18 protein-coding genes are annotated in these 20,142 nt (G+C 46.6%); 7 read left to right on the top strand and 11 right to left on the bottom strand.

The genetic code is table 11. The features are described 5' to 3' along the window. Positions 1 to 13: 13 nt before the first annotated feature. Positions 14 to 1,852 (bottom strand): methyl-accepting chemotaxis protein, encoded by a 1,839-nt coding sequence (locus tag L8G48_RS13075; protein ID WP_248265061.1) that lies wholly within the window; start codon positions 1,850 to 1,852, stop codon positions 14 to 16. Positions 1,853 to 2,065: 213 nt separating this feature from the next. On the opposite strand from L8G48_RS13075, the gene L8G48_RS13070 reads away from it, so the two are divergent. Then, the gene (locus L8G48_RS13070) at positions 2,066 to 3,346 is read left to right on the top strand and encodes an acetyl-CoA hydrolase/transferase family protein (RefSeq protein ID WP_248265060.1); all 1,281 of its coding nucleotides are present in this window, start codon (positions 2,066 to 2,068) and stop codon (positions 3,344 to 3,346) included. Positions 3,347 to 3,355: 9 nt separating this feature from the next. Here the strand turns inward: L8G48_RS13070 and L8G48_RS13065 are convergent, their stop codons facing one another. The 6 genes from L8G48_RS13065 to L8G48_RS13040 all read right to left on the bottom strand — a co-directional run bounded on the left by L8G48_RS13065 (position 3,356) and on the right by L8G48_RS13040 (position 11,829). Beyond that, on the bottom strand, positions 3,356 to 4,564 hold the full coding sequence (locus L8G48_RS13065; RefSeq protein WP_248265059.1) for a BCCT family transporter: 1,209 nt from the start codon (positions 4,562 to 4,564) through the stop codon (positions 3,356 to 3,358). Next, positions 4,558 to 6,252, bottom strand: coding sequence for a choline dehydrogenase (betA, locus tag L8G48_RS13060; protein WP_248265058.1), 1,695 nt, complete (start codon positions 6,250 to 6,252; stop codon positions 4,558 to 4,560). The genes L8G48_RS13065 and betA overlap by 7 nt, the downstream gene beginning before the upstream one ends. Next, positions 6,252 to 7,715 carry a betaine-aldehyde dehydrogenase gene (gene betB / locus L8G48_RS13055; RefSeq protein WP_248265057.1) on the bottom strand — a complete coding sequence of 488 codons (1,464 nt, stop codon included), beginning with the start codon at positions 7,713 to 7,715 and terminating at the stop codon, positions 6,252 to 6,254. The genes betA and betB overlap by 1 nt, the downstream gene beginning before the upstream one ends. A 29-nt stretch (positions 7,716 to 7,744) precedes the next feature. Then, complete coding sequence (betI, locus tag L8G48_RS13050; RefSeq protein ID WP_248265056.1) at positions 7,745 to 8,323, bottom strand: transcriptional regulator BetI; 579 nt, start codon at positions 8,321 to 8,323, stop codon at positions 7,745 to 7,747. Between the two features lie 23 nt (positions 8,324 to 8,346). Next, a complete protein-coding gene (locus L8G48_RS13045; RefSeq protein WP_248265055.1) occupies positions 8,347 to 9,390 on the bottom strand; it encodes an alkaline phosphatase D family protein in 1,044 nt (347 codons plus the stop codon). Between the two features lie 75 nt (positions 9,391 to 9,465). Further along, positions 9,466 to 11,829: a TonB-dependent receptor domain-containing protein gene (locus L8G48_RS13040; protein WP_248265054.1), complete on the bottom strand. Its 2,364-nt coding sequence runs from the start codon at positions 11,827 to 11,829 to the stop codon at positions 9,466 to 9,468. Positions 11,830 to 12,058: 229 nt separating this feature from the next. On the opposite strand from L8G48_RS13040, the gene L8G48_RS13035 reads away from it, so the two are divergent. The 6 genes from L8G48_RS13035 (at position 12,059) to L8G48_RS13010 (ending at position 15,901) form a co-directional block, all read left to right on the top strand. Further along, positions 12,059 to 12,763 carry an aspartate/glutamate racemase family protein gene (locus L8G48_RS13035; RefSeq protein WP_248265053.1) on the top strand — a complete coding sequence of 235 codons (705 nt, stop codon included), beginning with the start codon at positions 12,059 to 12,061 and terminating at the stop codon, positions 12,761 to 12,763. Beyond that, the gene (locus tag L8G48_RS13030; RefSeq protein WP_248265052.1) at positions 12,763 to 13,446 is read left to right on the top strand and encodes a DNA-3-methyladenine glycosylase I; all 684 of its coding nucleotides are present in this window, start codon (positions 12,763 to 12,765) and stop codon (positions 13,444 to 13,446) included. Before L8G48_RS13035 ends, L8G48_RS13030 begins: the two co-directional genes overlap by 1 nt. Positions 13,447 to 13,539: 93 nt before the next feature. Then, positions 13,540 to 14,157 carry an outer membrane beta-barrel protein gene (locus tag L8G48_RS13025; protein ID WP_248265051.1) on the top strand — a complete coding sequence of 206 codons (618 nt, stop codon included), beginning with the start codon at positions 13,540 to 13,542 and terminating at the stop codon, positions 14,155 to 14,157. A 149-nt stretch (positions 14,158 to 14,306) separates the two neighbouring features. Continuing rightward, positions 14,307 to 15,020 (top strand): SIMPL domain-containing protein, encoded by a 714-nt coding sequence (locus L8G48_RS13020; protein WP_248265050.1) that lies wholly within the window; start codon positions 14,307 to 14,309, stop codon positions 15,018 to 15,020. A 51-nt stretch (positions 15,021 to 15,071) separates the two neighbouring features. Further along, positions 15,072 to 15,494: a DUF502 domain-containing protein gene (locus tag L8G48_RS13015; protein ID WP_248265049.1), complete on the top strand. Its 423-nt coding sequence runs from the start codon at positions 15,072 to 15,074 to the stop codon at positions 15,492 to 15,494. A gap of 44 nt (positions 15,495 to 15,538) precedes the next feature. Next, entirely contained in the window at positions 15,539 to 15,901 is a 363-nt protein-coding gene (locus tag L8G48_RS13010) for a YchJ family protein (RefSeq protein WP_248265048.1), read from the top strand. Positions 15,902 to 15,908: 7 nt separating this feature from the next. Here the strand turns inward: L8G48_RS13010 and L8G48_RS13005 are convergent, their stop codons facing one another. The 4 genes from L8G48_RS13005 to L8G48_RS12990 all read right to left on the bottom strand — a co-directional run bounded on the left by L8G48_RS13005 (position 15,909) and on the right by L8G48_RS12990 (position 20,045). Next, positions 15,909 to 16,415 carry a DUF2919 family protein gene (locus L8G48_RS13005; RefSeq protein WP_248265047.1) on the bottom strand — a complete coding sequence of 169 codons (507 nt, stop codon included), beginning with the start codon at positions 16,413 to 16,415 and terminating at the stop codon, positions 15,909 to 15,911. Further along, complete coding sequence (locus tag L8G48_RS13000; protein WP_248265046.1) at positions 16,345 to 16,563, bottom strand: DUF2061 domain-containing protein; 219 nt, start codon at positions 16,561 to 16,563, stop codon at positions 16,345 to 16,347. Before L8G48_RS13000 ends, L8G48_RS13005 begins: the two co-directional genes overlap by 71 nt. A gap of 97 nt (positions 16,564 to 16,660) precedes the next feature. Continuing rightward, positions 16,661 to 18,694, bottom strand: coding sequence for an excinuclease ABC subunit UvrB (uvrB, locus tag L8G48_RS12995; RefSeq protein ID WP_248265045.1), 2,034 nt, complete (start codon positions 18,692 to 18,694; stop codon positions 16,661 to 16,663). Next, positions 18,687 to 20,045 (bottom strand): MATE family efflux transporter, encoded by a 1,359-nt coding sequence (locus L8G48_RS12990; protein WP_248265044.1) that lies wholly within the window; start codon positions 20,043 to 20,045, stop codon positions 18,687 to 18,689. The genes uvrB and L8G48_RS12990 overlap by 8 nt, the downstream gene beginning before the upstream one ends. Between the last annotated feature and the right edge of the window lie 97 nt (positions 20,046 to 20,142).

Here is a 20,142-nt window from a genome sequence, read left to right as displayed (position 1 = left end):
TGTGAACATCAGGCTACACACGGAATTTGATAACGGCCTGGCGCAGTTGCTCAGTTTGTTGACGTACCTGAGTAACTGCATTTGCATTTGACTGTGCGTCGTTAGCAGCCTCAACACCTGCATCGCGAACCCGGGTAACATTTCTCGCCGTTTCATCCACAACGGCTGATTGCTCTTCCACGGCGGTTGCAATAGACGCCGAACGGTCGTTAATTTTTAAAAGCTCCGTATGAATACGGTTAAACAACTCATCAGACTCGGATGAATGCTGAGCACTTTCCCCACCCAGCTCATTACATTCTTGCAGACTCGTTACAATAATCTGCGTTTGCTGATTTAGCTGGCTGGTAATCGATTCAATTTCACCAATTGATTTTTGCGTCCGTGAAGCTAATGTCCGCACTTCATCCGCAACAACCGCAAAGCCCCGGCCTTGCTCGCCCGCCCGGGCCGCTTCAATAGCCGCATTCAGTGCCAGTAAATTGGTCTGTTCCGCAATACCATTAATGACTGTGACAATTTGCGTTATAGACGCACTGCGTTCAGCCAGGGTGTTGGCTTCGGTCACACTGTTATTCAGACGCTCTGCCAGATAGCCAACTTTCTCCACACCAGCCTGTACTGATGCACTACCGCTTTTCGCCTGTTCAGATAAGCTATTTACCTGCTCAGCTGTGTCTTCCGCATCATTTGCAATTGTATGGGCGGTACTGCCCATTTCATTTATTGCGGCAGCAACCTGGTCAACCTCGTGTGACTGCATATCGAGGTTTTGCGACGTGTGAGTTACAGTATCCGATACCTGTTGGGTTAAACCATTAACGGTTTCAACCGATTCATTAATTTGTTTGATAACGTTACGAAAATAACTCAATAATTCATTAAAGCTGTCAACCAAGTCACCCAGCTCATCGCTACGGTATTTCTCGGAGACCAGAGTTAAGTCGTTACTACCTTGTACTTTCCTCATATCTTCGCGTAACTGACTTAACGGCTGATTAATTGATCGAATCACCCAAAACAGCATAGCAATAACAATCAAAGCTATAGCGGCAAATGCAACGACAGGAACCCATTTCATGGTTGTTTGGCGAGACTCAAGCAACGCACTGACCGCTTCATCTAACTCAGTCAGGGACATCTCCATATTACTGGCAACATCTCTTACCTGTCCCTTCATACTCGACTCTTCATCCAGCCCAATCTCTCTCGATAAATTGGTGTAACGTCCAAAATCCCGACGATACGCCTCAATCTTTGAAACAAGGCCGGGTTTGGCCGACAATGCGGTTTCTAATTCGTCTAATAACCTATTAGCGCGCATTACGTATTTTTCATCACCGCGCAACATAAAGTCTTTTTCACTTCGGCGTAATTGCAGCAAAGTAACCAATAACTCTGTACGGCCAGCCGTATCTATCGCCTCTTCTAATTCGTGCGTTGCAGAACGCAATGCTCCATACGCCCCGCTGTTTTCATCGAGACCTCTTTGTTTAAAAGCGCTGACCAAGCCATTAAAACTCTCTTCATAGCGCGAAACCTGAACTTCAAGTTCATCAATAAAACCGACAGAATTGGCATCATCAACCAGCGGTTTCAGTTGCTCCAATTTTTCAACCGTTAGGTCGGCTTCATTGGCAAGTTTTTCAGCGTAAGCTTCATCCATCTGCAATGAGAAATCTTTTTCAGCACTGCGCATTTGCAATAAACTGTTATGTACCGACTCTCTTAATTCGCTGGCGCGATACAGATCGCTCACCTGAGACTGAAAAAACATCATCAGCACCAACAGAATGATAAAAGCAGCGGTTGTTACTGCGCCAACAGAGAGAAGTTTATTGCGAATTGACATTAAAAAAACCTATATTTAGAAACCGGCCAGACAATAAACATTGAACAGTTATTACGCAATGATCTTTTTTGTTAGTAATTTATCCTCACATTTTACATTAGCCGCTCAACTATTTTTCACCTGACGTGCAGCGTCAGACTACTACTTTCTGGGTAAATACCCTTATTTGAGAACACGTTATAATCATTATTAAGCTCAAAACAGGATGCAGTGATGAAAGTCAATTCCGCAATACAAGCGTTATCAGTTTTAAAAGATGGGGATGTTATTTGGTGTCAGTCGATGGCAGCTACACCCTACAAATTGTTAGAGGGTCTTAAAGAGGTAGCTAAACAACGCAGTAACTTAACCCTATTGCAGTTACACACAGAATACAGCGAAGCTCTGGGTGCTCCTGAGTTAGAAGGCCACATTCGCCAACGAGCGTTTTTTGTCGGCGCCGCCACTCGTCAGGCAGTTAATCAGGGGCTGGCAGATTACGTTCCTATATTCCTGTCTGAAATACCAAAACTTTTTCGTTCAGGCGAGCAGCCGCTGGATGCAGCTATTATTCAGGTATCACCACCTGATAAGCATGGTAATTGCAGCTTAGGAATTTCTGTCGAAGCAACACGAGCCGCATTACAGGTTGCGAAAAAAGTCATTGCCTGGATCAACCCGAACATGCCCCGCACTCATGGTGATGCGCTTGTTCCACTTAAGCGATTTGACCGTTATTATGAAGAAGCAGCCCCTATTCCGCAGCATCAACAGCCTGCACAAAATCCTGTCACACAAGAAATCGGGGAACGCGTTGCCAGCTTAATTGATGACGGTGACTGTTTACAAATGGGCATTGGTGCTATACCTGACGCAACTTTGGCTTGTTTGCACCACCACAAAGATCTCGGCATTCATACCGAAATGTTTTCCGATGGCGTATTGCCATTAGTCGAACGTGGCGTCATTAACAACAGTCGCAAACGCAAGCATCGCGGCCGTATTGTCACCACTTTCGCCATGGGCACGCAGGCATTATATGACTTTGTCGATGACAACCCGGAGGTTTTTTTTCTGGACGTTGAATATACCAACGACACTTCCGTCATTCGCCAAAACAAGCAGGTCATGTCCATCAATAGTGCGTTACAAGTCGACCTGAGCGGGCAAGTTTGTGCCGACTCTATCGGTACCAAAATATATTCCGGTGTGGGTGGTCAAATGGACTTTGTTCGTGGCGCCAGCTTATCGGAAGGAGGCCGCTCGGTTATTGCTCTGCCATCTACCGCCTGTGGCGGAAGCCTGTCCCGCATTAGCTCGCTACTAGCGCCCGGCGCCGGCGTTGTCACAACTCGCGCCCATGTCCACTACATTGTTACAGAACACGGTGTGGCGAACTTACGCGCCAAGAGCATGTGCGAGCGCGCTCGCGAGCTTATTCATATTGCCGCCCCTGATTTCCGCGAGGAGCTGGCAAGAGCCGCCTACGAGGACTGGGGGCTGAATATCACCTGATACATCTTGTTAATCAGGCGACTTCTTATTAGCGGGCAACGGCACCAACGCCTGAGTTTTCGGCAGCGGTTGCTGTTGCCTGCCAAGCGCTATATAAACAAAGCAACACAAGCCAATACCGATAACCAGCGCGCCCACCCACTGAATTTTTATAAACTGGACACTAAACAGTACCGTCAGCGACATCATTAAAAAAGCATGCAAGGCAATGTACTTTTGTCTGCCAAAACGAGCCACCGTTAAATTCAGGTTGTCAGAGTACAGGCGAATTAAAGAATCCAGTGAATTAATCACAAAAACAATGCCTACGAACACCATCGCCAGATTAATAAACCCTGACGTGTCCAGACCTTTTAAGTGGAATATATATAGAACACTAAACCAGAGACCAATAGACAGTGATGGCCAAATTAGCATGGCTAAAAACAACCAAATAGTCCGCATATTGCCCACAAAGCGGGCGGTAAACTGACCAATCATAATGCTCCAGGCAAACCACCAGAATAGATAAAACGCGTGGTAGTCGTTAATTGGCAGAACAAAACGGTGCAAGTGCTCAAAGTAACCGGTGAGTAATGGCAAGGTACTAAAGTAGTCTGGACCCGAAACGTTTTCTGACATGAACGCCACACTGCCAAGACCGAGAATGAGCGCGAAGAACAAACCGCCGGACGACAGGCTGAGTATTTTTACAAATTTAAGCTCGGTACTTGAATACACTGCAAACAGGATGGTGCCACCCACAATCAGCGCATAAAACCAGGGAAAACCCTCACTGGCAGCAATGCCCGGTAGATACCAGCTCAGGTTTGCAAACAACAAATGTGCGGTAAAAGCGCAGGTGCCAATAATAACAATGTTATTAATCCACTTAACCCAGATAATTTCAAAAAACTTAACCTTAGGTTCAATGGCACAAAAATAAAAGCAGGTCACAAAGTAGATAGCCCAGACTAAAAAGCCCCAAAAACCAAACTCAATAGCCAGGGGGTTGGCAAAAGCATACTCGCTGTTTTCTTTAATATCTGCGTACACCGGGAACTCTGTCAGCGGGAACATGATAAGGCCGACATCCAGACCCGAAGTAAACAGAATAGCAATGAAGGTCAAGGTAGACACAGGGTAGCGACCGTTAAGTTTCAGCCGCCCCCAGCGCACCAGAATAAACACCACCATGGCCATAAAAAACAGCATGCCAATGCCGACCAGAGTTAACATGACACGCCCCGCTTCGCTTCGCCGCTGCGTTGACGCTGCTGCCACTGCGGGTCATTATAAACATCGACCTCAGCTACCGGAGTGTCCTGCTGCTTAATAATATCCGCAGCGCGTTCTGCAACCATAATAGTTGGTGCGTTTAAATTTCCATTTGGAATGGTTGGAAACACCGACGAATCGATAACCCGAAGCCCTTGCAAACCGCGTACCTGCATTTGTGAGTCAATCACTGCCATGTCGTCATCTTCAGCGCCCATGCGGCAAGTACCGCAAGGATGATACGCACTTTCAACCGCATCACGTACAAAGGCATCGATTTGCTCATCGGTAACAATGTCATTACCGGGCTGAATTTCCTTACCGCGATATTCATCCATTGCTGGCTGTTCAATAATTTCACGGGACAACCGCACGCAGGCGCGAAAGGCTTCAATGTCGTCCTGATGCTGCAAGTAATTGAATTGAATTTTTGGTGGCGTGAAAGGATCAGAGCTTTTCACTTTAACCCAGCCGCGGCTTTTTGGCTTGTTGTGTCCAATATGCAGTTGGAAACCATGACCGGAAAAGGCCGATTTACCATCGTAACGAATAGCTGCGGGTAAAAAGTGATACTGCAAATCGGGCCATTCCACGCCCTCTTTCGAGCGAATAAACCCACAGGATTCAAAATGGTTGGTTGCACCCAGGCCGGTCTTAAATAAAATCCAGCGCAGACCAATAGCCAGCTTACTCAATGGCCCCAATTTACTGTTTAACGTTAGTGGTTTTTTGCACTGGTACTGGAAGTAAAACTCCAGGTGATCCTGTAAGTTTTCCCCGACACCCGGGAGCTCATGCTGAGTGTCAATACCTGCTGCCGATAAGGTATCGTTGTTACCAATACCCGATAACTGCAGAATATGTGGCGAGCCAATAGGGCCGGCACTTAAAATCACGTCTTTATTCACAAAAAACCGGGCAGTGCTGCTGTTTTCATAAAGCTCAATACCAATAGCCCGCTTTTCTTCCAGTAACACCTTACTGACCTGAACACCGGTTTTTATGGTCAGATTAGATCGACCCATTGCCGGCTTTAAATAAGCATTAGCAGCAGACCAGCGCACACCGTTTTTTACAGTCATGTGCATGGCGCCAAAGCCTTCCTGCTGAAAACCGTTATAGTCGCTGGTTTCCATGTAGCCGGCATCAACACCGGCTTTTATGAAGGCTTTATACAAAGGGTTTTGCATGTTGTTGCCGTTATTCACGGCTAAGGGGCCATCTTTAGAGCGATAGTCGTCAGCACCAAAAGCCCAGTCTTCGGCCTTTTTAAAATACGGCAGACAATGCTGGTAACCCCAGCTTTTAGCTCCGAGCTCCTGCCACTCGTCAAAATCGCGAGCATGACCACGAACATAAACCATGCCATTAATGGATGAAGAACCGCCAAGCACCTTGCCCCGCGGACAATGCATTTGACGCTTATTCAAATAAGGTTCGGGCTCAGTGTGAAACTGCCAGGCGTATTTTTTGGTGTTCATCGGAATCGACAGCGCGGTCGGCATCTGAATAAAAATGCTTTTATCTGAACCGCCGGTTTCCAGTAACAACACCGAGGTTTCAGGGTCTTCTGTTAAGCGATTGGCTAACACACAACCCGCTGATCCGGCACCAACAATGATGTAGTCAAATTTTTCATTCACTGTCATCAGAACGGACCTTCAAGCTTATCCATTCCAACGTAAACTGACTTGGTCTGAGTGTAAGACTTAAGCCCTTCGACTCCATTTTCACGACCAATACCGGACTGTTTATAACCGCCAACCGGCATCTCCACCGGAGAGTTCGCAAAAGCGTTTATCCAACAAATGCCGGCTTCCAGCTGCGCGATAACACGGTGTGCTCTGCGTAAGTCCTGGCTGAAAATACCTGCGGCCAATCCATAATCAGTATTATTCGCGCGCTGAATCACTTCTTCTTCGGTTTCAAAGGTCAGCACAGACATTACCGGACCAAAAATTTCTTCCTGAACAATGCGCATATCGTCGGTGCAGTCAGTAAAAATGGTGGGGCCGACAAAGTAGCCACTTTCACAACCTTGCGGAGTCATTCGTTCACCACCGAACGCCAGAGTCGCCCCCTGCTCTTTGCCTAACTCAATGTAAGACATCACTTTATGCAGATGATTTTCAGAAATCAGTGCGCCCAGGTTGGTGTCAGGGTCCATAGGATCACCCACCACAATATTATTCTTTGTCCGCTCTAGCAGGCGTTCCATAAAGCTGTCGTAGCAGTCCTTATGTATAAACACCCGCGTACCATTGGTGCAAACCTCGCCCTGGGTATAGAAATTGCCCATCATGGCACCGGTTACCGCTTCATCAATGTCCGCATCGTCAAAGACTATCAGTGGTGACTTACCGCCCAGCTCCATAGTCACGTTTTTCAACGTACCCGCCGCTGCTGCCATGACTTTTTTACCGGTACCAACCTCACCGGTCAGTGACACTTTGGCAATAGCCGGGTGCTGAACCAAATAATGACCAACAACACCGTCGCCATGTACAACGTTGAAGACACCTTCAGGTACACCGGCTTCAATAAATATCTCTGCCAGCATAGCGGCACCACGGGGGGTTTCTTCTGATGGCTTAAAAATCATACTATTGCCGGCCGCCAGCGCGGCAGCAGCTTTCCAGCAGGCTATTTGCAAAGGATAGTTCCACGCGCCAATGCCAAAACAAACACCTAAAGGTTCGTGTCTTGTATAAAAGAAGTCGTTACCGATACTTTGTTGTTCACCCATTATTGACGGGCATAAGTTACCAAAGTACTCAATTGCATCGGAGCCAGTCTGTACGTCCACTTCGACCGCTTCCTGCCAGGGTTTTCCGGTATCCAGTACTTCAAGCTTTGCTAACTCATCGTTGCGTTCTCTTAAAATAGCCGCGGCACGTTGAAGTACCCGGGCTCGTTCAATCGCAGGGGTTTTTGACCAAATCTCAAACCCTCTTTGGCCACTTTCTACGGCTTTTTCCAACAGCGGTTCGCCTGCCGACTCAACCGTATAAATAACTTTGCCGGTACCCGGATTAATAACATCAAAGCATTCATGGCTGCTGTCATCGACGTAACGACCATGAATGAAATTTTTAAGTAATGTAGAGGACAACGATAACTCCCTTATAATTTGGCAATGGTTTAACTGACACCGTGCTGTTCCAGCACGCCATTAATGTATTTTTTGCAGTATTTTTTCGCCTGACTAAACTTTTCTTCATTCGCCCGGCTTAGTGCACAACGCAACCAAAAACCATCGATTAATGCAGCTGTGACTTCCGCCGCTTCACGAGCACTTTCCGGATTTAACAGTTGCTTAAAGCTGTAACGCAAGTTACTGACAAGCCTACGCTTATTCAACTCCTGTAAGCGATAAAGGTCAGTATCATGCATAGATTGTCCCCAAAAGCTTAACCAGGTTTTTGTGCTTGAATCCGATTGTTGTACATCCGAGAAATTCAGGTCAATAATTTTCATTAATCGATCATACGGATTCTCCGGCGACTGCTCCATTTTGAGCTGAGAAAGCAAATACCGAACAGAAGCTTCAATTAATGCCTGTTTACCGCCAAAATAATGACCGATAATGCCAGACGACATGCCCGCGCGGCGGGCAATTAAATTAATTGTTGCTCCTCTTAAACCTACATCAGCAACCACTTTAATGGTGGCATCGATTAACTGCTGACGCCGCATTGATTCCATTCCTATTTTTGGCATAGCTTTCTCACACAGTTTAGTTTTTATTCATACGGTTCCAGCGTTGACAGTCTGAAGCGATGTTCATTAACCACATCACCATCCTCGTCGTAAAGACCCAGAGTGATAACCGGATCGTCTTTTTCCCAGTTAACGTCTAATGCCCCGTAATTCACCTTATTGATAAACTGGCCAATGCGGTGTTTATTGGGGCTGACGTTTTTCCACTCCTGCGTCAGGCCAGATGATGTTACTTCCCACAGGGGGTAATCTAAATCTTCATCGTAGTAACTGATTTCCCCCCAGTGTGTATCACCACTTATCAAAATAACACCGTTAACTTCATGTTTTTTAATCAAATTAAATAAACGCTGACGGTCGGACGGGAAATTAGCCCAGGACTCCCAACCTGTAAAGTCTGCCAAAAGCTGGATGCTGGAACCAATCACTTTTATCCGCGCCGGCTTTTGTAACTCTTGCTCCAGCCATTGCCATTGTTTTTCACCAATCATACTGGCATCAGGGTCGCTATGAACTTTGTACGGTCCCATCTTCTCAGGTTTACGCTCATTGGCGTATTGTTCGCGGGTTACGTGAGCAATGTCATCACGGTTCCAGCGCAAGTCAGGCAAAATAACATGGATACTTTCTTCCCCTTCACCATAAGTGTAAGAGGTGTAAAGGCCATCTTCGCGAGTGCGGCGTGGGGAGTTTTTCGGCTCGCCCCAGAAATCCAGCATGATATCGCGCGACGCTTCTTTCTTTGGGTAATCTTTACCGGCGTCATTCGCGCCGTAATCATGATCATCCCAAGTAGCGATAAGTTCTGCCTGCTGTTTTAGTGCTTTAAAGCCCGGCTTGGAGCCCAGCTTTTCATATTTGTTCTGCAACACCGACATATCTTCCGTGTCGCCATAAACGTTGTCCCCCAAAAATACAAACACTTCAGGGTTATCATTAATAATGCTGTTAAAAATAGGAATGTCTTTGTCCTGATGCGAACACGAGCCAAATAAAATACGGCTGGGTACATCGGCAAAAACAGACCCACTGACTAATAGTGTGGCTATTGCTAATAGTTTATACATAAGTGTTTATTACCTTGTTGTCGCTTAATATAAAGCAACCACATGCGGCATAACCGCATGTGGTTTTTCAGGTTTTTAAAATACAAACTTAGCATTTAATGTCGCCGTGCGAGGCGCACCAATCCAGCCAGCATTTGGCGCGATTGTTCCCAGGTAATCTTCGTCGAAGACATTATTAACAGTCAAGCTTAACTCCATACTGTTAATTGCACCATCATTGTTGGAGTAAAGCGTCTTACCAATGTAAAGGTCACTCACAACATAAGAGTCGCTTTCCTGAGTGTTAGCCTGGTCTAAGAATCGCTCGCCAACATACTTGGTGCTGAAGCCAGCATAGAAGTCTTCTTTGGTATAATCGAAGCTAACGACAGCCATGTCCTGAGCACTGCCCAATACGGTATTTCCGCGGAGCGCTTCATCAGTATAAGTTGAATCATTTTTTGTGTAAGACACATAAACGCCCAAGTTATCACTGAGGTTGTAATCAAGTGATGCTTCAATACCGTTTGACTCAACCCCCCCCGTATTTACATAGCTTCCAGCGGCTTCCTCCAGGTAATCGATACCATCAGCATCTTCAGCGCTGATAAAAGTAATACGATTGTCGAACGTAATATCATAGTACGTTAAGCTGGCATTAAAGCCCGGTGTTGAATAGCGTAAACCTAAGTCAATGTTATCCGCAGTTTCCGGCTCAATTAAGCTAACATCGCGATCCGGCTCTTCTAAGACTGAATCTTTAATGGCGGCAAAGTTTTCTGAGTAACCACCAAAGACTTCTAAGCCTCTAACTGGTAAAGGCGCCACGAAACCGGCTGACAGTAAAGCATCTGAGTCAGAGGACACTTCCAGATTATTTTCCGGGTTAAACTGATCTTCTTTTGATACTTCCACATCGAACTTTTTCGCACCCAGGCGGAATGTTGCGAAGCCTGCGTCGATTTCGTCCTCAATGTAATACATCAACGTTTCAACCGGGAATTCACGACTGTACTGAACCCAGTATGGGTTGCTTTCAATTCGGGCACTAACAGAAGCATCGATCGTTTTATGGAAGTCACGATATTCATCACGCTGATAGTCTTCGTACCAGAAACCGCCTCGCAATGTGTTTGCCATACCGGCAACTGTCGTGTCCCAGACGAAGTCAGCATTTACACCGTAACGCTGTTTTTCGTAGTGTGAGTGACGTTGTGAGCTAACCGGCATTGCTCCTTGCTCATAGCAGCCCGGATCAAGGGCGGGATCATCGTTACCATAAGGGAAGCTTAAAGAACTTTCACAACCAGGTCTAGGTGACAACGACTCACCATTTCTATTAACGAAATAAATCTTACCGTTTTGTGAACCGCCATAAGCGGTCGTGGAGGTGTCTAGTTCAGACTGTGGGTTTCCTGTGCCGTCTTCAGTAACGTCGACGATATAAGGTGGCAACCATTTGCCGGTCCCTTCATTCTCATGATAATAAACATTGGTACTGACATCGACTTGGCCCAGCATAAAGTCAGCTTTTAAATAACCAAATAGGTTCTCACGCTCAGTAACCCAGCCTTCGCGCCACACTTGGTCTTGGTGAGGAATACCCGTCCAGTTTTCAGTTAGCCCGTCCCAGTTAGGGTTCTGCTCATACTGCGCCAGGCCGTAAACACGCTGGTAGGTGTATTCCTGAGCGTCGTCGTAACTGACATAACCAGTTAAATCAACATCGCCAATACGGCTAATGATTTTACCTTCAGCATGATCACGAGTATTGGTCGCCGAGCCATCCATATAGTCGTCGTTTTGTTGACTGGACAGCGAGAACCACGCAAACGTGTCTTTTGCAATTTCGCCGGTGTCATAGCGGGCATACAATTTCTGTGCGTTGTGCTCACCAAAAGTCGTACTGACTGTAAATTCCTCTTCGTACGCCGGACGAATGGTTGTAAAGTTCAACGTTCCGCCTAAGGCCTCGTTTGAACGCGAGCTAATGTCTGAGGTTCCCTGCGATACCTCGGTGCCGCGTAAGTTTTCAGTATCAATATAACGGCTGGCCTTAGTACCGCCGCCATAGTTTGAGTTACCGTTAGAGATACCATCGACAGTCATACCGATTTGCTGAGACTCAAGGTCTAACTGAAAACCACGAATCGAGATGCTGGTTGACCATTCGTCAGAACCAAAGGGGTCACCCTCGTTCACCAATACGCCCGGCAGGTTATCTACCATTGCCAAAGCGCTGGTCATAGCAGTTTGTTGCTTTTGCATTTCAGCTGAGGAAGCGTTATTAGCGTAAGAAACACTGCGGCCGGTAACCACAATGGCTTCCATTTCTTCTTTGTCTTTTTCCGCTTGTTTATTTTGATTGTCTTGCGCCATTGCTGGCAGAGAAGTAGCAGATAATGCGGATAGTACAGAAAGTGCAATTAAGCTTTGCTTCATAGGCACATAAGTTTTCATAAAAAGTTCCTGTTTCTTCTGTTGTGGTGAAAATCCTTAATATATGAGTCTAATGTGACAACGGCGTGAAGGTTAATTGATCATTCAATTAAAATCAAGTTTCGTTAATTGACTGTTCAATTAACAATAATTTTAGGCATAAAGTAGATACTTTTCGTCTAATATCGGCGTTAACTTAAACTAGGAACTGCGATAGGCTATATCTAAAGGCTTATTGCGGAGAACTTTCATGAAGACAGTGGGCATTATTGGTGGCATGAGCTGGGAATCAACCAGTACCTACTATCGCCGTTTGAATCAACTCGTAAATCAGCGCCTTGGTGGTTTACACAGCGCCGAAATACTGCTTGCCAGTGTCGACTTTGCTCCCATTGAAACCATACAAAGCAACGGTGATTGGAATGCCGCCGCTAAGGCCCTTACCGACAAAGCAAAGCAGCTGGAAAGCGCCGGCGCCGAAGCTATTGTCATTGCCACCAATACCATGCACAAGGTTGCCCCGCAGATTGAACAGGCCGTGTCCCTGCCCCTGCTGCACATTGTCGATGCCGTCGCTGATCACCTTGAACAAAACGATATACAAGACGTTGGCTTACTGGGCACACGGTTTACTATGCAACAGCCTTTTTATAAACAACGACTTGAACAGCGCGGTATAACAGTGCGGATACCGGCAGAAAGTGAAGCAACCATTGTCGACCAGATTATCTTTACAGAGCTGTGTCATAGCCAGTTTACTGACCACGCCCGCGAACAATATCTTCGTATTATTGACGCCTTAGCTCAGCAAGGCGCAGAAGGTGTTATTCTGGGCTGTACCGAAATTGGTTTATTAGTACAGCAACAACATTCAGCACTGCCCTTGTTCGATACCACCGAACTGCATTGCCGCGCCATTGTCGACTGGATGTTAGATTCAAAAGCAGGCATATAATGACCGAACCAACGATTAACTTTTCGCGTTTTTATGAAAGAGCCTGCAAACGCAAAGGTGGCGAGAAGGCCATGTTAGCACGCATGCCCAGAATAGCGTCTTTAAGTGAGCTGAAACAGCTGGATGACCGCGACGTTTTATCCACCATTACTCGCTGTATTTTCCGCGCCGGTTTTGTCTGGCGAATTATTGAAGCCAAGTGGCCGGGGTTTGAGGAAGCCTTTAAAAACTTTGTGCCGCTTTACTGGCAACAAGTACCACCGGAAGTCCTGGAAGAGCTTTCGAAAGATCAACGCATTGTCCGTAACCCGCAAAAAATAAATACCGTTCCGGCTAATGCCCGCATGATTGTCGAAGTGTCTGAACAATACAGCAGTTTTGGTCAGTTTCTGGGTCAATGGCCATCTGCTCAGCAGGCAGAGTTGCTGCATTACATAAAAAAGAACGGTTCACGGTTAGGCGGCATTACGCCGCAATACGTTCTTCGCGAGCTTGGCTGGGACGGTTTTATTCTTTCCAGTGACGTTGTTACCGCGTTAACTAACCACAATCTTATGGATGCCTCCCCCACCAGTCAAAAAGGGCTGAAACAAGCTCAGGCAGCCTTTAACCACTGGCATCAGAAAACCCGGCTACCTTATAGTCATTTGTCCCGAATTTTGTCCTATAGTGTCGGTGATTAGAACGCCATAACCTTTACCTAATTGGATGCTAACAAATTGAATAGCGGCCCTTTTAACGGTATATTGCCGGCTTTCTCAACCAAGGAGAGACTCATGAGAAAAACTGTCATTGCATTGGCAATGCTTACCTTACCCAGCGCTGCTTTAGCCGAATCCCCCAACTGGAATAAAGTTGATGCATCTTATCTTGATACCGATGTCGGCGTTGAAGGATTAGGCGATCTTTCTTTTGACGGATTCAGAGTCGGCGGTTCAGCCGCTATCAATCCGGAGCTGGTAGTTTTGGATAACCTTTTTATCTTTGCTGATTTCGATTCCATATCGAATGATGACTCTAACGCCGACTTAGACGTCGATTTTTTATCAGCGGGTATTGGTTCATACAAACACCTCACTGAAACCACCGATTTATACGCAACAGTGTCGTTTGAACGTGTTGAGAGCGAGATATCAATTCCCGGACTTTCGACATCAGACTCTGACAAAACCTGGGGTGTAGGCATTGGACTTCGCTCTATGCTGACGCCAAAAGTTGAAGTCGATGCGAAACTTGATTACGTTGCCTTTGACGAAGAAGTGGTTCGCGTTAACCTTTCAGCCTTTTATCACGTTACAAAAAACGTTTCTTTAGGTCTTGGCTACGAAACCCGTAGAGAAACTCAGAACCTGGATGTTGACAGCCTGAGCGCGACTGTCCGCTATTCATTTTAACTCGCTGTAGATTCGAGTTTTCCTGCTGCTGAATCAGCAGCAGGTTCGTATGCTCTCTGGATAAATCATCGTCAGTCTCCTATAACTAGGTGATCACCAACACGTGCTTTATCATAAAACCAACTTTTCAAAAGACGGTGGAGATTTAAATGAGCTCAGCCAAAAATGCACTGATACTCGGTATTTCGCTTATCATTAGCTTCATAGCCATTGGCGTTATTGGTTCAAATGCGCTACTTGAGCATAAATCAATGGAGCGCAGTGTCACGGTTAAAGGGCTATCTGAACGCGAATACCTTGCCGATACGGTCATCTGGCCTATTCAATTTACCGCTGCCAGCAATGATTTAACCGATATCTATGAAACGATGGAAGCATCGAACAAAAAAGTCATCGCTTTTTTACGGGAAAAAGGTATTGAATCCAGTGAAATTTCTTCGTCAGCGCCTTCAATTACCGATAAATCGGCACAGCGTTACGGTTCGTCCCGATCAGCTGAGTTTCGTTATACAGCGACACAGGCCATTACCGTCTACTCCAATAAGGTTGAACAGGTTCGCGGTGTTATGGGAGACCTCGCCGATTTGGGAAAAGAAGGCATTGTTCTCAGCAGCGAAGACTATCAGGCACAACCTGAATACTTGTTCACGCGCTTGAATGAGGTGAAGCCCAAAATGATAGAAGAAGCCACCAAAAAAGCCCGGGAAGTGGCAGAAAAATTTGCTACAGACTCCAACTCTCAGTTAGGCAAAATAAAGCAGGCACGCCAGGGGCAATTTAGTATTAGCCCACGCGACCGCCACAACCCCCATTTGAAAAATGTGCGGGTTGTATCCACCATTGAATATTACTTGTCCGATTGAGCTATTCGCTTCACAATGCCGCTAAATCTGTGCCACAAGGCTTATTAGATAATGAAAAGAATTCTCCAGTATTTGTTTAAAGGGTTAGCTATTTTACTGCCCATTGTTGTCACCTTTGCTCTGCTGCAATGGCTGTTAGTGACTATTGAAACCTGGCTAAAACCAATATGGATAACATTACTGGGCGAATCATCATATTTTCCCGGGCTCGCCTTTATCAGCTTCTTAGCCATTGCGCTGCTCATTGGTTTCAGTTCTCGCTGGCGGTTTATCGATTCTCTGTGGCAACTTCCCGGAAAGCTGATGAAAGAAGACCAAGTCGCCGTGTTTCTGCCCATGAGTTACAACGTGGGCGGTTATATGGTGATTGTTCCCGGCGACTGTGTGGAGTCCCTGACCATGAAACCTGCTGATGCCTTGCAGCTAACTATTAGTGGCGGACTGGGAAAGAACCCTTCGGGTAAAACCGATTAAAAATTGCAGTTGAAATCATCGCCTGGGCTGGTAAAGTTCGCGCTATGAAAATGACCGAACCCTGCCCTTGCGGCTTAGATAAAACCTATCAGGATTGTTGCTACGTTTACCATAGCGGAGAGGCCGTTGCCCAGTCCCCGGAAACGCTTATGCGGTCACGTTACAGCGCCTTTGTCGGTCGTTTATCCGGTTACCTTGAAGCGACCTGGCACAGCAGCTCTCGTCCCGCGCTGCTCGATTTAAGTGATTCGCCAAACTGGCTCAAGCTGCAGGTTATTTCATCCAGCGTAGACGACAACAAAGGCCAGGTGCATTTCCGCGCATTTTATCGGGATGGCGATGACGTCGCCTTTATGGAAGAACAGTCAGACTTCGTGCAAGAAGATGGCAAGTGGTACTACGTGTAGGGCTCTGTTAATAACGGCTAGCCAAGTGCTGGCGATAAAATCGCCAATGGCGTGAATTCATCAAGTACCAGCAGCAAATAAACCAACCAAATACGATGGCTGCCCGGCCAAAAGAAAAAGCGCCGTGCTGCTCTATGAATAACCAGAAAATTAATACAGCATCAACCAAAAGAGAAAGCAATAACAGGAACTGCGCAAAACGCATTAACACATTAGCCCAGTTACGCTCGTCTTCACCCGCAAAGGTTGTCGCCAGCAAAACCAGTAAAGCGGGTAAGCCAATCAATAACATCAGTCCAAATTGTTCAGAACTGGTGTAAAAAAGCTTGAGCAAACGGGTGCGATCTTCTGCAAAGGTAAGCGAAATAATAGCGGCCACATAGCCGCGCATCTGAAACAACAGAACCAACAAGAGCGAGAGCGGGATGCTCGCTCTGCCTTCTTTATCCAAGTAACGTGCTTTCTCGACGAATCGCTGCCCGGCGTTTATCTCCGCGCTGCCAGATTTTTTCATGAAAATAGTAACCCACTGTGTTCACTAAAGGTTCAATCAAGGCAATTGCCCCACCCAGTACGATGTCACCTGTCATTAACCATACAACGCCAAAGGCGATGATAAAATGCATAATACCAAATGATACTGTTTTTACTGCGTCTTTCATAACAACCTCTCACTTCAACTTTTAATTATTGTTGTCGATTAAGGTTGTTTTATCCAATTAAAAAAAGCGATAACCCTATTCGCTACCATGTATTCGCTTAAACCGCCCGTTTCAGTTGTTCACGCAGCTCTGCTACTTCATCCCGTAATTGACCAGCTCGCTCAAACTCAAGGTTTTGTGCCGCTTTGTGCATTTCTTTTTCTTTGGCTTCAATTTCCTTCATTACCTCTTTCGCATCTCTAACCACTACCGTGCGGGCATCGTAGCCAGACGCGACTTCAGAAAGCGCTTTATCGGCTTTACTCTTCCGCGCTTTAGCCGAACCCTGCCCCATATCCATAACATCGGTAATGTCTTTATTCAGACCTTTAGGGGTAACCCCATGTTCTTTGTTGTAAGCAATTTGCTTCTCACGCCGACGCTCAGTTTCATTCATAGCTCGCTGCATTGAGCCCGTAATACGATCCGCATATAAAATAGCGCGACCATTCACATTTCGCGCAGCACGACCCATGGTCTGAATCAATGAGCGATCCGAGCGCAGGAACCCTTCTTTGTCTGCATCCAAAATAGCAACCAGCGAAACTTCCGGCATATCCAACCCCTCTCGCAGCAAGTTGATACCCACCAGAACATCAAATTTACCCAAACGTAAATCGCGAATAATCTCCATCCGTTCAACGGTATCGATGTCCGAATGCAAATACCGGACTTTTATGCCGTGCTCATCCAGATAATCGGCCAGATCCTCCGACATTTTTTTGGTTAACGTGGTTGCCAATACTCGTTCGCCCTGCTCTGTTCGCAAGCGAATTTCTGACATTAAATCATCTACCTGAGTAGCAACCGGACGCACTTCTATCTGCGGGTCAATCAGCCCGGTCGGTCTGACAACCTGCTCTACCACTTCGTTATCGCTGCGTCCCAGTTCGTACTTACCCGGTGTTGCAGATACGTACAAGGTCTGTGGCGCTATAGCCTCAAACTCGTCGAACTTCAGTGGTCGGTTATCCAGTGCTGACGGTAAGCGAAAGCCATATTCCACCAGATTTTCTTTGCGTGAACGGTCGCCTTTATACATGGCACCAACTTGTGACACCGTCACGTGCGACTCATCGATAACAAGCAACGCATTATCCGGCAGGTAATCCATCAGCGTTGGAGGCGGTTCGCCGGGCGCACGGCTCGATAAATAGCGGGAGTAGTTTTCAATGCCTGAGCAATAACCCAGCTCAAGCATCATTTCAATATCAAATTGGGTCCGCTGATTGATCCGTTGTTCTTCTATCAACTTATTTTGTTTAAGCAGAAGTTCGCGGCGATCTTTCAGTTCATCTTTTATCTTCTCAATGGCCTTAACTAAAACCTCACGCGGTGTTACATAGTGGGTTTTCGGGTAAATGGTCGCGCGCGCTACGTCTTTTTCCGTTACCTGACCAGTTAAAGGCTCAAAGAAGCTGATGCGGTCCACTTCGCTGTCAAACAATTCAACCCGTACTGCAGTTTCTTCCGACTCTGCCGGAAAAATATCAATAACGTCGCCGCGAACCCGGTAAGTACCGCGCTCAAAAGCGGCATCGTTCCGTTTGTATTGAAGTTGCGCAAGACGCCTGAGCATATCGCGCTGATCAATAATGTCGCCGCGGCGCAAGTGCAGCATCATTTTCATATAGGATTCAGGGTCGCCCAAACCGTAAATAGCTGACACCGAGGCCACCAACACCACATCACGGCGTTCCATTAAAGCTTTGGTGGCCGACAAGCGCATTTGCTCAATATGGTCATTAATTGAAGCGTCTTTCTCTATAAAGGTGTCCGTGGTGGGAACATAGGCCTCGGGCTGATAATAGTCATAGTATGAAACAAAATACTCCACCGCATTATTGGGGAAATATTCTTTCATCTCACCATAAAGCTGTGCCGCCAGCGTTTTGTTGTGCGCCAGTATCAGCGTCGGCCGTTGAGAACGTTCAATCACATTCGCCATGGTAAAGGTTTTACCCGAACCGGTAACACCCAGCAGCACCTGATGGGCCAGTCCGGCATCAAGATTGTCGAGCAGTGCTTCAATGGCTTGGGGCTGGTCACCCGCCGGCTTATATTTAGAAACCAGTTCAAATTTCTTAGCCACGTTCTCTCCTCAACTCGCGTGAAAACCACCAATACGCAATAACAGCAGTAAACAGATTAGCGACCACACCACCAATAAACAAACCAGTTAGGTCAGCGAGCAAACTTCCTAAATACGAGAGCGGCACAAACAGCACAAATAAACGGATAATGCTCAGCCATAGAGCATTCATTGGCCGGTGCACAGCGTTAAAGCTGGAGTTGGTTAGTATAATCACGCCCTGCAACCCATAACCCAACGGCATAATATAAATAAAGAGCTTAACAATGTCGGCAACGACCTGTTCCTCGGTAAAAACCTGAGCTATCCAGTGCGCACCAACTAACAGCAGTAAATAAATCACAGTCTGAATTGCCAGTACCGCTTTTAATGCGGTTCGGTAGGCTTGTTTAACCCGGTCACTGCGATCAGCGCCGTAGTTTTGGCTGATTAACGGCGGCAAAGACATGGACAAGGCCAAAATAATAACGCTGGCCAATGACTCCAGGCGCGAGCCCACACCAAATGCAGCTACTGCTGGAGCACCGTATGAGGCAACAATAGCGGTCATTATCGACATGGCTAAAGGCGTTAACATATTTGCACTGGCTGCCGGCATGCCAATTTTTAAAATACCACGAGCTGATTTTATCCAGGCCCGGACAAACAGCGTTTCACCGGGCGGTTTTGAAGACACCAATTTTTTTCTTTGCAGCAACCAGAACACTAAAAACAAACCACTGAACCAGGAAATAACACTGGCCAGCGCTGCGCCCTCAATTCCCATTGCCGGGACAGGCCCCCAGCCAAAAATTAAAATGGGATCAAAAATCGCATTGGCTAAGCCACCGGAGGCCATAATCAACGATGGCGTCCGGGTATCCCCCGATGCACGCAATATAGCATTACCTACCATGGGTGTGACTAACATCACACACCCCAGATACCACCAGGTCATATACTCGCGAATAAGCGGCATCAAGCGTTCTTGTGCCTGCAACAAGCTGAAAACAGGGTCCATCAATAAGTAGCCAACCAATGCCAAAGCAGCGACTAATAACGCTGACACCGAAAGCGCTGAAAAACCGTCAAAATGCGCTTCTCCGGGTTTCTCTGAACCGTACTTACGGGCAATAACAGCAGAGGTTCCAATGCCCAGGCCTATGGCCAGGCTGATAACGGTAAAAGTAACGGGGAAAGTAAAGCTGACCGCCGCTAACGGGTCGGTTCCAAGCATACTGATAAAGAAGGTATCGACAACATTAAAACTGATAAGGGTAGCCACACCGAAAATTACTGGCCAGGTCATTTCCCAGAGTTTTTGTCCTACCGGCGCGCTGATAAGACTTCTTGATGCGTCGGCAGCTGCCATTCAATCCCTCCTCAGTTCAATAGCGCAACAGTGTACATCAGACTGCGCTTTGTGGCTACGGAGAATGGACTTTAGCCACTGCGATCCGTATAGTAAA

Origin of the sequence: Idiomarina aminovorans (assembly GCF_023155095.1) — a bacterium.
Taxonomy (GTDB): Bacteria; Pseudomonadota; Gammaproteobacteria; order Enterobacterales; family Alteromonadaceae; genus Idiomarina; species Idiomarina aminovorans.
The sequence above is the reverse complement of the archived record's forward strand: the minus strand, read 5'-3'. Positions and strand labels throughout refer to the sequence as shown.